This is a genomic window from Flavobacterium sp. UBA7680, from assembly GCF_002482975.1.
In the GTDB taxonomy this organism is placed as follows: Bacteria; Bacteroidota; Bacteroidia; order Flavobacteriales; family Flavobacteriaceae; genus Flavobacterium.
Genome location: NZ_DLHA01000028.1, coordinates 1 through 13,885, shown reverse-complemented (window position 1 = coordinate 13,885; position 13,885 = coordinate 1). Strand labels below are relative to the sequence as shown.

10 protein-coding genes are annotated in these 13,885 nt (G+C 35.4%); all 10 read right to left on the bottom strand.

The genetic code is table 11. The features are described from left to right. Positions 1–226: 226 nt before the first annotated feature. On the bottom strand, positions 227–2,158 hold the full coding sequence (locus B3C18_RS10540) for a family 2A encapsulin nanocompartment cargo protein cysteine desulfurase (RefSeq protein WP_291146423.1): 1,932 nt from the start codon (positions 2,156–2,158) through the stop codon (positions 227–229). Further along, positions 2,142–3,062 (bottom strand): family 2A encapsulin nanocompartment shell protein, encoded by a 921-nt coding sequence (locus B3C18_RS10535; protein ID WP_291146421.1) that lies wholly within the window; start codon positions 3,060–3,062, stop codon positions 2,142–2,144. The genes B3C18_RS10540 and B3C18_RS10535 overlap by 17 nt, the downstream gene beginning before the upstream one ends. A gap of 103 nt (positions 3,063–3,165) precedes the next feature. Beyond that, entirely contained in the window at positions 3,166–4,086 is a 921-nt protein-coding gene (gene cysK / locus B3C18_RS10530; protein WP_291146419.1) for a cysteine synthase A, read from the bottom strand. A gap of 134 nt (positions 4,087–4,220) precedes the next feature. After that, entirely contained in the window at positions 4,221–5,045 is an 825-nt protein-coding gene (epsC, locus tag B3C18_RS10525; protein ID WP_291146417.1) for a serine O-acetyltransferase EpsC, read from the bottom strand. A 216-nt stretch (positions 5,046–5,261) separates the two neighbouring features. Further along, the gene (locus B3C18_RS10520; protein WP_291146415.1) at positions 5,262–6,917 is read right to left on the bottom strand and encodes an arylsulfatase; all 1,656 of its coding nucleotides are present in this window, start codon (positions 6,915–6,917) and stop codon (positions 5,262–5,264) included. Between the two features lie 710 nt (positions 6,918–7,627). Beyond that, positions 7,628–8,887, bottom strand: coding sequence for a YeiH family protein (locus B3C18_RS10515; protein ID WP_291146413.1), 1,260 nt, complete (start codon positions 8,885–8,887; stop codon positions 7,628–7,630). 344 nt (positions 8,888–9,231) lie between these two features. Then, positions 9,232–10,845 (bottom strand): sulfatase-like hydrolase/transferase, encoded by a 1,614-nt coding sequence (locus tag B3C18_RS10510; RefSeq protein WP_291146411.1) that lies wholly within the window; start codon positions 10,843–10,845, stop codon positions 9,232–9,234. Between the two features lie 232 nt (positions 10,846–11,077). After that, positions 11,078–11,785 carry a rhodanese-like domain-containing protein gene (locus B3C18_RS10505; protein WP_291146409.1) on the bottom strand — a complete coding sequence of 236 codons (708 nt, stop codon included), beginning with the start codon at positions 11,783–11,785 and terminating at the stop codon, positions 11,078–11,080. Between the two features lie 89 nt (positions 11,786–11,874). Beyond that, positions 11,875–12,942, bottom strand: coding sequence for a sterol desaturase family protein (locus tag B3C18_RS10500; protein ID WP_053471677.1), 1,068 nt, complete (start codon positions 12,940–12,942; stop codon positions 11,875–11,877). A 292-nt stretch (positions 12,943–13,234) separates the two neighbouring features. Next, the coding region (locus B3C18_RS10495; protein ID WP_291146405.1) for a sulfatase/phosphatase domain-containing protein at positions 13,235–13,885 on the bottom strand (651 nt) is incomplete at its 5' end.

Sequence of the window (13,885 nt, the reverse complement as noted above, 5' to 3'; positions counted from 1 at the left end):
ACGTGTTTGTTGGTTTTTGATGAAAATTGTTTGATTTTTTGATAAAAATGTAAGGCAGAATATTTTCGTTAAAAAAAATGCTGTTTTTTTAGCGCCAAAAAACGTAGTTTTAATAAAAAAAGCGACTGTTATAAAACAATCGCTTTCAGGGTATAATTACTTAAAATATCAAAAAAAGCAATTATCTTTTTTGAGAGAATGTATCAAATACATTCTCTCTATTTTTTTAGAATCTAACTTTTTTAAGCTCCCAAACGGTTTTAATAAAAGTATCGACATCTTCGGTTGTATTATAAAATGCTAATGAAGGACGAACAGTTGTTTCAACTCCCATTCTGCGTAAAATAGGCTGTGCACAATGATGTCCGGTTCTTACCGCAACGCCTTTTTTGTTTAAAGCCTGTCCAACCTGATCGTTTGAATAGCCTTGTAAATTAAAAGACAATACACTGGCTTTATCTTTTGCAGTTCCAATCAATCGTACACCCGGAATTTCTTTTAAAAGTCTTGTCGCATATTCTAATAAATAATGCTCGTATTGACCAATAGCTTCAATTCCTAATTTGGTTACATAATCGATTGCTGCGCCAAGACCAATGGCGTCGGCAATGTTTCCGGTTCCGGCTTCAAAACGATTCGGAGCTTTGTGGTATTTTATTTCCTCAAAAGTTACGTCCTGAATCATGTTTCCGCCAGATTGATAAGGCTGCATTTCGTTAAGTAAATCTTCTTTTCCGTATAAAGCTCCAATTCCCGTTGGACCAAATAATTTATGTCCTGAGAAAACCAGCCAATCCGGATTTAAATGCTGTACATCAACTTTCATATGTGAAACAGATTGTGCGCCGTCGATTAAAACTTTTGCTCCGGCAGCGTGTGCCATTTCAACTATTTTTTTCGCCGGAGTTACCGTTCCTAATGCATTTGAAACTTGTGTAAAAGAAACCAAACGTGTTTTAGAATTCAGCAGTTTTGCATATTCATCAAGCAGAATCTGACCATCGTCATCAACAGGAATTACTCTTAATTTCAAACCTTTTTTATCTGCAAGCCTTTTCCACGGAACAATATTCGCATGATGCTCCAGATTACTCACAATAATTTCATCTCCCGAATTTAAATTCTGTTCGCCCCAAGTTGAAGCCACCAGATTTATTCCTTCGGTTGCGCCTCTCACAAAAACAATTTCGTTTACAGAAGAAGCATTCAAAAAAGCTTTTACTTTTTCTCGAGCGGCTTCATAAGCGTCTGATGCACGAGCTGCCAATTCATGTGCCGCACGGTGAATATTTGAGTTTTCATGTTCGTAGAAATACGCAATTCTATCAATTACCGATTGTGGTTTCTGAGTTGTTGCCGCATTATCAAACCAAACTAATGGTTTTCCGTTTACGGTTTCTCTTAGAATTGGAAAATCCTTTTTTACTAAAGCGGCATCAAAATGATGTCCTTTAAAAAGATTAATTTCTTTATGTTCGAATGAATTTCCAACAATGATATCCGTACTTCTTTTATCAAAAGCAAAAGGATTCTGATCTAAAAAATAGTATGAATTTGTTGTTTCATTTCCGTTTAACGGAAAACCTTCACGTTTCTTAAACTGTGTATCAACAGTTGCCAAAGCAGCTTGTAATTCAATCTCAAAAGAAGAATTCTCTGTTTGAAATGGCAGATATTGATGGTTCAAAGAAAACCCCGAAAAAAGACTTTCTTCATTCAGCTGCGGCGCATTTCCATTTTTTAAATTAACATCATGAAATCCGGTGTGTGGATCATTGATATTTAAATCATGGTTTTCCTGAACTCCTGAAGATGAATTTCTGTTTTGCGGATCAAATCCTGCCCCGGCATTTGGGTACAAAGCTGAAGCTCCATTTCCGTAATTTATTACAGATGGAGAAGCTCCAAATCCGCTAAATGCAGGCGGAGCTGGCGGCGTACTCGACGGACTTGCCACAGGAAGCTGACCAAACTGATCAACGTTTCCGGCGTGCAAAATCGTTTCTGCAATCTTTGTCGCGCGCGGGTGTTCGGCTTTATCCGGACTTAATGAGATTTCTTTTGGAAATTCATTCGGTAAAGCTTTAAACAACTCGTTTGCTAAATTTTGCAAATCGTCGATGTTTGGTAAACCGTTGCTGTTAATATTTGTACTCATGATACTTTCCTATTTCAACATCTTCTAAAACAGCAATAGCATCATCTACCAAAATAGCCAAAGAACAATAAAGAGATACTAAATAAGAAGCAATGGCTCTTTCGTTAATTCCCATAAAACGAACTGATAATCCAGGAGATTGTTCGCCTTGTAAACCTGGCTGAATTAATCCGATAACACCTTGACGGCTTTCACCTGTTCTTAAAAGAATAATTTTTGATTTTCCTTTTACGATTGGTAATTTATCCGAAGGAATAAGCGGAATTCCTCTCCATGTTAAAAATTGTGATCCAAATAAAGAAGTTGTCGGCGGCGGAACTCCTCGACGTGTACATTCGCGTCCAAAAGCTGCAATTGCTAATGGATGCAAAAGGAAAAATCCAGGTTCTTTCCACACTTTTGTCAACAATTCATCTAAATCGTCTGGAGTTGGTGCTCCCGTTCTTGTTTTTATAATTTGAGACGGCGCAACGTTGCTTAATAATCCATAATCTTTATTATTGATTAATTCGCTTTCCTGACGCTCTTTAATTGTTTCGATAGCTAAACGAAGCTGTTCTGAAATCTGGTTGTATGGTTTGCTGTATAAATCAGAAACACGAGTATGTACATCAACAATTGTTTGTACAGCAGCCAGATTGTATTCTCTAGGATTATCGATATAATCTACGAAAGTGTTTGGTAAAACTCTTTCATCACGTGCCGAACAATCTACTTCGATGTGGTTGGCATTTTTTACTTTATTCAAACGAAATACACCCGATTCTACCGGAACCCAATGTAGTAAATGCGTTAACCATCGTGGAGTAATGGTTCCAATTTGAGGAACGGTACGAGTTGCAATTGCTAATTGTCTTGCAGCAACATCGCCTAATGCGGTCTGTTGTTTTTCTAATTCTGCCATAGTTTTAAGGTTTTTCGGTTAATTATTTATTTTAATCAATTCTAAGATTCAATTCTTAAAATTACGGGTTTTATTTTATTGTAAGATTTTGATTCGTTGTTTTTTAGGAGAAAAAATCGAATAATTCTTCTACAGAAAGATAACGCTCTCCGGTATCATAATTAAAAGTCAGGATTACGGCATCTTCGGGAATATTTTTTAATTTTTTAGAAACCGCTGCCAATGCTGCTCCAGTCGAAATTCCTCCAAAAATTCCTTCTTCTTTCGTTAATTTTTTTGCAAATGAAAAAGCATCATTTTTTTCAATAGTCACAATTTCATCTATATATTCTCTGTTAAAAACTTCGGGAATAAATCCGGCACCAATTCCCTGCAAAGGATGAGGAGCAGGAATTCCTCCGCTTAAAACTGTTGAAAGTGCAGGCTCAACCGCAATAGTTTTTAAATTAGGAAAATGCTGTTTTAATATTTTAGAAACTCCGGTAATATGTCCGCCCGTTCCAACGCCGGTAATTAGATAATCAATTCCGTCTGGGAAATCGGCTAAAATTTCCTGTGCTGTCGTTCTTTCGTGAACGGCAACATTTGCAGGATTTGTAAATTGCGAAGGCAGAAAAGAGTTTTTAATTGTTGCTGCCAATTCATTTGCTTTTTCAACCGCTCCCGAAGTTCCTTTTTCTCTCGGTGTCAAAACATATTCAGCGCCGTAAGCTTCAATGATTTTTCTGCGTTCTACGCTCATCGATTCCGGCATTACAATAATTACTTTGTAACCTTTTACGGCTGCCACCAGTGAAAGTCCGATTCCGGTATTTCCAGATGTTGGTTCAATAATAATAGAATCGGGATTTAAAAGTCCTTTTGCTTCAGCATCTTCAATCATTGCCAGTGCAATTCTGTCTTTGATACTCGATCCCGGATTTGCTTTTTCTAATTTAATCCATACCTCGTGGGTTTTAAAAAGCTTGTTGAGCTTAATGTGCGGCGTATTGCCAATGGTTTCTAAAATGTTCTGATATTTCATGTGTTTGATATTTTTATGCTTCAATGTATTGAGTAATTTCTAACACAGGCTTTTGTTGCTCAGAACTTTGTCAAAGTTTTGAACTTTGACAAAGTTTACAAGACGGTTTATGTGTTAAAAACATTCACTCAATTTTAAATCGAATAAAAAATGGGTTCGGGAAAAGGATTATTGTCCTTAACCTTCATCTCATTTTTATGGTAAACAACCGAATTGGAAGGTATTGTATACGTCAGCCACACATTTCCTCCAATAATTGAATCTCTGCCTACAGTTGTTTGTCCGCCAAGAATTGTGCTGTTGGCGTAAATAATAACATTATCTTCAATTGTAGGATGCCTTTTGATAAAAGCTTCCTCTTTTTTAACGCTCAAAGCACCAAGCGTAACGCCTTGATAAATTTGAACATTATTGCCAATAACAGTAGTTTCGCCAATTACGATTCCCGTGCCGTGATCAATCGCAAAATCATTTCCAATTTTGGCTCCGGGATGAATTTCTATGCTCGTTTTAATATGCGCATATTCTGAAATTGTTCTGGCTAATAATTTTAAATCCTGCTTCCAAAGCTGATGAGAAAATCGGTAAACGGCAATAGCGAAAAAACCTGGATACGAATATAATACTTCTTCTAAAGTTTTGGCTGCAGGATCTTTTGCAAAAATGGTTTGAGCATCATTCAATGCTTTTTTATGTAAATAAGGCAGAGCCTCAAAAAAGGTTTCCGTCTGCTGTTTGGTGTTTTGATTTTTAGGAGCAAAGTCTAAAACCAGCTCGTCAAATTGTTTTTCTAATCCATCAAATTTGTTTTCAATAATCGCCACAATACCGTAGGATTTCGAAGTATTCGAAAATAAAATCGAAAACAATTCATCTATAAACTGATGTATTAATTTCTTTTCAGGAAGTATTAATAATTCCTGATGCTGTCTTGCAATTTCCTGATAAAATGAATTCATATCGATTTGATTTTATGATTAGAAAATAATTTTATTTTTAAACACATTTTATTTTTTAAACTCATAGAGACATAGAATTTATTGCGGATAAAGGCGTTTCACTTGCATTAACAAACATAGCTATGTGTGATAACCTGTTATCTTTTAAATCTTTTTTCAGTTTTATAAAAAATCTATGTTTCTATGTGTTTAAATATTTTTCGAGTTTAACTAATTTTATTTTTTCAACGCCGCACCGCCCGGCATTGTTTCTGGTTTTAGTTTGAATTTGCTGTATTCAACCACTCCGGTTTTGTCTGCCCATTCAAAATAAGAAGCCGAAAGTTTGTTTACAATTCCCGGATTTTGTTGTGCAACATTTGTCGTTTCACCTCGATCCGTTTCAAGATCATACAATTCCCATTCGTAAGAAGGATAAATCGAAACCAATTTCCATTTTCCATCGCGAACGGCTCTGTTTCCAGCTCTTTCCCAAAATAATGGTGCGCCTCTATCGACCTGTGAAACATTATTAAATAAAACAGGCAACAAACTTTTTCCAACCAAAGCGTTTGTCGTCACACCATTATATTCTTTTGGGTAATCTATTCCGGCTAATTCGTAGAAAGTAGGAGCAAGGTCAATAATATGTCCGGTTCCTTTTTCGATTCTGCCCGCTTTTATTTTGGATGGAAACCAAGCAATAAACGGAGAGCTAAAACCGCCTTCGTGCATATTATTTTTATATTGCTGAAGTGGAGTATTCGATAAATAAGCCCAGTTTTGCTCCTGATAATCAAACGAACCCGAAGTTCCAACTGGTCCGTCATTTCGAACCAAACCTCTTCCAAGCGGGTTATAGGTATTGAATCCGCCTTGAGCTCCATTATCTGAAATAAAAACAATCAGCGTGTTTTTGTCTTTTTTAAGTGCTTTTAATTTGTCCAGAACTTTGCCAACGTTTTGATCCATATTGTCGACCATTGCGGCATATACTTCCATTTTAGCTTTCCAGAATTGTTTTTCGTCGTAGCTTAACTTATTCCATTCCGGAACTTCAGGATCTCTTGGCGATATAGTTTGATCGGCAGGTAAAATCCCGCTGGCTTTTAGTTTCTGGATTCTCTTTTCTCTTAAAACATCCCAGCCTTCATCAAATTTCCCTCTGTATTTAGCAATATCAACAGGTTTTGCCTGTAGCGGCCAGTGTGGCGCAGTAAAAGCGAGATATAAAAAGAAAGGTTTATTTTCTTTGTTTTGCTCGTCTAAGAATGTTACAGCATTATTCCCAATTTCATCTGTAAAATAATACGAATCATCTTTTGGGTGTAGTTCTTCGTTATTACGAATTAGTTTTACCGGATAAGGCGTTTTCCCGAAAGGAAGCGGTTTTGTATCAAAATAATTCGAAGCTCCTTTTAAGATTCCGTAAAACTTATCAAAACCTCTTTGGTTTGGCCATTGCGCCTGATCTTCTGATCCTACATGCCATTTTCCTGATAAAAGGGTGCTGTAACCGCCAGAACGGAAAACTTCTCCTAAAGTCAAAGATTCTTTGTTTAAATAACCCTGATAAGCCGGTAAACCTAAATTGACATCAAAAAAGCCAACTCCGGCTTTATGCTGATATTGTCCCGTTAGGAGGGAAGCGCGTGTTGGCGCACAAATCGAGTTATTGTAAAATTCGCGTAAGCGTAAACCTTCTGTAGCTAACTTATCGAGATTTGGTGTTTTAATTTCTGAACCATAATTTCCTAAATCTGAATAACCCATATCGTCAACCAAAATCAAAATAATATTGGGTTTTGATTCTGTTTGAGCCTGTAACTCGTGAGAAGTTACAACTCCGGTTAAGAGAATAGAAAAAAGAAGTTTTGTAATTTTTGTATTCATTGCAATGTCTTTTGTTGTTTGTTTTCTTGTTTTTGTAAGTGATAAATGTTCTTTAAATCAGGTCATTTCTGTTGCCGCAGAAATGACCCTTGGTAATCAAAAAGAATGTTAGTTTGTCGTCTCCATTTTCATTTTTGATTTAGTATAACATGATATCTTCTGAGGCAAAAGCATCAAAGGAATATTTCAATAAATTTGGGAATATACACAGTCCGATTTATAGTTTCCGGTTTTAATTTTAAACCGATTCAAAACGAACGAATAAGGAGGAATTAACAACAGCTGCACATATAACAAGAGGTGTTATAAGTGTGTTTTTTACGAAGAATGTGATACGTATTATGTACTGATGTTTTCAAAATGTAAGTTTTTAATTTTAAACTCTACTAATTCTATAGACAAAGTTAAATTTAATATTGTAATATCCAAATTAATCTTTGCTTTTTTTGAAAAAAAGATGTGATATAATAGGGGGTAGGTGTGTTTTAAGAATTTAATTTGTTGATTTTTAAGTGATTGATTAAAGATAGGAAAACTCAAAGTTTGTCATTTCGAGGAACGAGAAATCGCACAAGTAGCTCTACAAAGATTGTCGATTTTCTTTGCGGAATTTCTAGTGCGATTTCTCGTTCCTCGAAATGACAAGTGTTATCGCCACGAATTTCGACAAATCGATTCGTGAAAATTCGTGAAATTCGTGGCAAAAAAAATTAACTAAAAAGCAAAAACGCAATAATCAACGTAACAATTACATTGAATAATTGTGCAATTAAAAAGGCATACAATGGCTTACGGCTGTTATTGCTCAATAAATCTTTAAAATTAGTTTCTAAACCTATACTTGTAAAAGCCAAAGCAAACCAAATTCCTTGCAGGTTTTTTAAACTGTCTTTTACGCCGTCTCTGGTTTCGGGTGTAATTAAAAATGAAAAGATTAAAGAAGCACCAATAAAACCAATTACAAATTTCGGAAAACGTTCCCAAATCACTTTTAGAGTTGGTTTTGATTCGACAGCTTCTGAAGTAGTATTATGCGAATACGTCCAATAAACAGAAATCGCAAAAGCAGCTAATCCTAATAAAACATTCTGAGAGAATTTTACAATCGTACTTATTTTTAAAGCTGTTTCACCAACTAAAGTTCCAGACGCTACAACGGCGCCGGAAGTGTCGATACTTCCGCCAAGCCAGGCTCCGGTTACTTCTTCGGGGAAATTGAAATATTTGGCAATTATAGGCATGAAAATCATCATGGGAATTGCGGTTACCAAAACAATCGAAATGACATACGATAATTTCTTTGAATCGCCTTTTATGGCGCCCGAAGTGGCGATGGCAGCCGAAACACCGCAAATAGAAACGGCACTCGAAATCATCATCGTTAATTCATCATCTACTTTTAATTTTCGGCAAAGCCAAAAGGCAAAATACCAGACGGATATCACAACAACCAATGCCTGAATTAAGCCTAATGAGCCTGCCTTTAATATATCTGAAAAAATTACTCCGGTTCCCAATAAAACCAATCCAATTTTTACAAAGACTTCTGTAGAAAGTGATGAACGAAACCATTCCGGAAGTTTAAAGAAATTGCCAATTGCTAAACCAATTATCAAACTGAAAATTACGGCTTCTAAATTGATGGATTTTATGGCTGAATTTCCTGCGAGAATAAGTGCAATCAAAGTTAAAAGATACACTATTGGAAAAGTAAATAGAAAATATTTTACGGATCTTCCAATTAAAAATGCTCCAATTGTACCAATTGAAATGAGATATAAAAACTGAATTAAAAGTATTTTAAGGTTTGCGAAATCAAATACTTTCGTAAATAAATCAGAAGTGTTTGACCAGCCGAAAACAGGAACTTCGGGAAGAAATATAAAAAGGGAAATTCCGATGATTATAAATCCTAAAATTACGACTGTCCAGTCTTCGTGTATGTTAAATTGTTTGGGTTGAGTTGACATTTGTTTTTGATTTGATTATTCTAAGAATTATTGATTCTAAGATTTTATTTCAATTGCCTCCAGCTTGAGCTGGATTTAACAGATTTGTAGATTAAAAAAGGTTTTAATTGCCTCCGGCTTCAGCTGGAGGTAACTGATTTGCAAATAGAAAAAGGCTTTAGCCGAATAAAAAGTTTGGCTAAAGCCTTCTGCACTTTAACTCTAAACCTCCAGCTAAAGCTGGAGGCAATTTATTATTTATTTCCTGCAAGGTTTTTAAAACCTTGTAGGTATTAGTTATTAATATAGTATTTAAAATGAAAGACCTACAAGGTTTTGGAAACCTTGCAGGACTGTTGTAATTGTTACAAATCAACAAAGTATTTTTGTTTACCAAAGTCGAATTCATAATAAGTCAAATTAGGCCAAAGTGGTTTGATTAAACCTTTTTCCCAAGTTTGTAAAGCGGTTTGTAACTCTTTTACTTTTTCAGGATTTTTTGCCGCCAGATCTGTAGTTTCAGATTTGTCTTTTGATAAATCATACAACCATTTTTCATGCGTTTTTCCACTGATGATTAATTTCCAGTCGCCACTTCGAATTGCTTTTGCGTCGCCAGAACGCCAGTACAAATCTTTGTGGGCTTCTTTATTGCTGTTTACAACATCTACTAAATCAACTCCGTCATAAACACGGTCTTTTGGTAAACCAGAATGTGTAACGGCTGCAATTGTGCTAAAAATATCCAAAGAACTTACGGGAGTTTTGTAAACAGTATGCGGTTTGATTTTTCCCTTCCACGAAAGTGCAAACGGAACATTTATACCGCCTTCAAAATGAGAAAATTTCCCACCTTTAAGCGGTGCGTTTGTTGTTGCAAAAGTATAATCGGCACCACCGTTGTCGCTGATAAAAAAGATTAAGGTATTTTCTTCTAAACCTTCTTTTTTTACTTTTTCTCTAATTCTTCCAACAGCGTCGTCAAGTGCGCTGATCATGGCAAAGTAAACACGTTTGTTTTCGTCTTTTACATTCGGGAAACGATCGTAATATTTTTTGCGAACCTGAAATGGCGTATGAGGCGCATTAAACGGAACATACAATAAAAACGGTTTGTTTTTATTTTTGTCAATAAAAGCTTCAGCTTCATCTGCGAAAGTTTCGGTTAAGTATTTTTTATCTTTTATGATAGTGGTATCGCGGCGAATTTGTCCAATTCCAACGCGTCCGTTGCCCCAAATCATTTTATCGGTAAAATCTTTATGATGATGATTGATGATATCCGGATTATCATCTTCGGGTGTGTAAAGCGAAAATGCCTGATAAAATCCGTAATGATAATCGAAACCTCTGTCTAAAGGAAAAAATCCTTTGTTGTGTCCCAAATGCCATTTCCCGATAATTGCCGTATTGTAACCTTGTTTTTTAGCCAAATCGGCAAATGTAATTTCAGATTTTGGTAAACCCTGCGTCGCTATAGAAGCTTCGTTTGGATAATTTATTTTATCATTTAATCGCCAGCTGTTCGTGTTGATTAAATATTTAAAAGCATAATATTCTAAATTGTTTTTTGGATAACGATCTCCCGGCTGATATTCATGCCCGAAACGTTCCTGATAACGTCCAGTTAATAATCCGGCGCGCGAAGGCGAACAAATTGAAGCAGAAACATATCCATCTGTAAAAGTTACTCCAGAAGCTGCAAGTGAATCAATTTGAGGTGTGGGAGTCGATTTTCCTCCGTAAAGTGAAATATCATATTTGCCTAAATCATCTGCAACGAGAATAATAATGTTTGGTTTTTTTTCTGAAGTTGTATCTTTTTGAGACAGAAATGCTGTTTTTCCTTCGGCTAGTTTTTCATCGGCTTTTATTAATGTTCCGTCTGTATTTATGGGCCATAATAAGAATGCTGCTATGATAAGAAGGATTATTAAAATGGGTAGAATTATTTTGGTTATTTTTTTATAGTTTGCCATTATAGTTAGTTATATTTTGGTTTTGCGTTGTTTAATTTTTTCATGTACAGTTTGTCAGGCTGAGTGAAGTCGAAGCCCATACAAGTAGCTCCGTCACGAAAATTCAATCTTTGTAGAGTTTCTAACGCGGGCTTCGACTTCGCTCAGCCCGACATTCGACTTCGCTCAGCCTGACAAGATTGTAGCGAACTTTGTCAAAGTTTAAAACTTTGACAAAGCTTTACATGTATGTTTATTTCGAAGCCAAAGCCACATCTACATCATTTTTCAAATCGCCCAAACCGTCTTTTTTGAAGATTATTTTACCATTTTGATATAAAATTAAAGTAGGGAAGACCTTTACGGTTTTTAAGTCTGCGATTACTTGCGGACTGGTTTCTAACTCGATTTCTACAATTTTTAAATTTTCACCGTATTGTGCTCTAATGGTTTCCAAAACTGGTTTTACTTTTATACAAGCACCACAATATTTAGAACCAATATCAACCAAAACAGTTTTATTATCAGCAATGATTTTGTTGTATTCGGCTAAAGTCAGTTTGCTTTTAGAGTTAGCATAAAAAGGTTTTCCGTTTCCAATCCAGTTCGCAATTCCGCCTTCTAAACTGTAGGCTTCTTTAAACCCTTTTTTTAATAAATCGTCTGCCAGCCAAACGCTTCGCCCGGCTCCAATTGAGTAAGTGAAAACAGGTCTTGATTTGTCTAATTTTGCAACTTGTTCGGCATAATCTTTTGACTCTAAATTGAAGTTTACTGAGCCATTAATATGGTTTAAGGCAAATTCTTCAGGACCGCGTGCATCAATTATCTGAGGCTTTTTTTCAGCCTGAATTTTATTGTAATAAACATCTAATGAAACGGTATTTGAACTTTTATTTTGAGAAAAACCTACTATTGTAAACAGCAGGATTAGTGTAATAATATTTATTTTATTTTTCATAACAGTATAGTTTTGATAAAAGCTGGCAGTGTATTCAAGATTAATTTGAATACACTGCCGTACTTTATATTTTTTATTGCTTTTTAAGATTAAGCCTGCTCTAAAACCGGAGTTTGTTCAACAGTTTCTGCTGCTTTTTCTACAGGTTTGGCTTTTAGAGGAAATGCCAATACGCCTTCGGCAAGAGAACTTCCTTCTTTTTTAGATTTGAATATCGGCCACAAAAATTGTGCGTACCATTCTTCTTGTTTGTATGATTTTGTTCCGTAAGATTCCGGGAATTTACGAGTGATTAATCCAGTCCCGAAAATCATGTCCCAAATGAAAAACATGTTTCCGAAGTTTCCTTTAAAATGTCCAACACCGTCACCGCTTGTATCTGCGTGGTGTGCGTGGTGTGTTGCCGGAGTAGAAATTAATCTTTCTAAAACCCATGCAATTGGATGTAAAACTCTGTATTTGTAAAATGGTTTGTCCCATGCAATGCTTGAATGCGCGCCTAAAGTGATGAAACTTTTAATTACCAAAACAAATAAAGCCGGTAATCCTAAACCTAAATAGGTTAAAGTTGCAGTTAAATAAATTTGAGAAAAGAAAACCGTATAAATAAAGTTTTGTCTTGAAGCCATCGCCATTCCCATATATGGAGCAGAGTGGTGTGTTCTGTGAAAACGCCATAAAAATGGTACTTGATGGTGTAATCTGTGGTACCAATATTGGGTTAAATCATCGGCAATTGCGATTAGGAAAAATCCTCCCCAAAACGGAACCCATGAAAGTGTGTTTGCTAAATTTGGTAATAAATAAGGTAAAGCTGTTAAGCTGAAAAATGCAATTACAGGAGGTAAAAGTAATTTTGGAGCCAAGAAACAAACGATATCTACTTTACGTTCTTCGCCTGTCCATTCGTCATCATATAAACCTGCCGCAAATTCTATAATTCCCAAAACCACCATAAAAACGGTTAATCCCCAAGTACGGATGTTTTCGAATGCCGGTTTTGCGAATTCTAAAAATGAAGGAAGTGCAATATGCGATTCGCTTACCGCTCCGCCTGTTAATTTAAAATACAGGAAAATTGCCACTACAGGCAAACTGTAAATTAATAAACTGATACTTAAATCTCTTGTTAGTTTTTCTTTTTGAACTATTGCCATGATTTCTTATTTTAAAAATTGATTAATTAATGCTAATCCTCCGGCTAAAATTACCAGCGGAACTAAAAATACAATTGCCCCAACGACAATCTTTTTTCCTATGATTTCATAATCTACTCGTTTCATATCTTTTTGAATTTTAATATGTTAATGTAAAAATAAATAATTTAACTTCTAATTCTATGGATGTAGTAGAGTTTTATTTTTTATTTTTTCACTAATTTGTTAGAATCTTCTGTTTTTTATTGAAAAACCTACAAGGTTTTGCAAACCTTGCAGGTTATGTAAATGATTATTTTGCAGTTTCTGTATCTGCAGGTTTAGTTACTTGTTTTACTAAATCCTGTAACGTTTTACCTTTGTCAGCTCCAGTATTGTGGATTCTTCTGTTGTAAACATCCTGCCAGTCGATCAATGGGTAAACATTGTTTTCTTTTGCCTGCTCATCAAATAATTTTTGAAGTTCAGCTAACTTTTCAGGGTATTTTTTAGCCAGATTGTTGCGTTCGTTAAAATCTTCGTTTAAGTTGTATAATTCCCAAACATCAGTATCAAAATTGCTTGCAACAGGTTTTTCGTTTTTACCTAAAGATTGTTTTACAGCAAATGAATCTGGTAAATGTGCCGCAGCCGCTTTCCATCCATCTTTATAAATAGCTCTGTTTCCAAAGATATAGTAATATTGAACTTTGTGTAAAGATTCTGCTTTTGGATTGTCTAAAGAAGCCTGGAATGATGAACCCTGAATAATATCTTGTTTAATTCCTTTGATATATTCCGGAGCTTTAATTCCTGCAATTTCTAAAGTTGTTGGCAGTAAATCGGTTACGTGGCTGTATTGATTTCTGATTCCGCCTTTGTCTTTAATTCCATTTGGATAAAAAACAATTAACGGGTTACGAGTTCCTCCTTCAGAATGTGCATCTTGTTTCCAGTTTTTAAA

Excerpts from the sequence above, each read along its gene's own strand:
- B3C18_RS10515 (WP_291146413.1), bottom strand. The coding sequence starts at position 8,887 with ATGTCAACTCAACCCAAACAATTTAACATACACGAAGACTGGACAGTC.
- B3C18_RS10540 (WP_291146423.1), bottom strand. The coding sequence starts at position 2,158 with ATGAGTACAAATATTAACAGCAACGGTTTACCAAACATCGACGATTTG.
- B3C18_RS10510 (WP_291146411.1), bottom strand. The coding sequence starts at position 10,845 with ATGGCAAACTATAAAAAAATAACCAAAATAATTCTACCCATTTTAATA.
- cysK (WP_291146419.1), bottom strand. The coding sequence starts at position 4,086 with ATGAAATATCAGAACATTTTAGAAACCATTGGCAATACGCCGCACATT.
- B3C18_RS10520 (WP_291146415.1), bottom strand. The coding sequence starts at position 6,917 with ATGAATACAAAAATTACAAAACTTCTTTTTTCTATTCTCTTAACCGGA.
- B3C18_RS10500 (WP_053471677.1), bottom strand. The coding sequence starts at position 12,942 with ATGGCAATAGTTCAAAAAGAAAAACTAACAAGAGATTTAAGTATCAGT.
- B3C18_RS10535 (WP_291146421.1), bottom strand. The coding sequence starts at position 3,062 with ATGGCAGAATTAGAAAAACAACAGACCGCATTAGGCGATGTTGCTGCA.
- B3C18_RS10505 (WP_291146409.1), bottom strand. The coding sequence starts at position 11,785 with ATGAAAAATAAAATAAATATTATTACACTAATCCTGCTGTTTACAATA.
- epsC (WP_291146417.1), bottom strand. The coding sequence starts at position 5,045 with ATGAATTCATTTTATCAGGAAATTGCAAGACAGCATCAGGAATTATTA.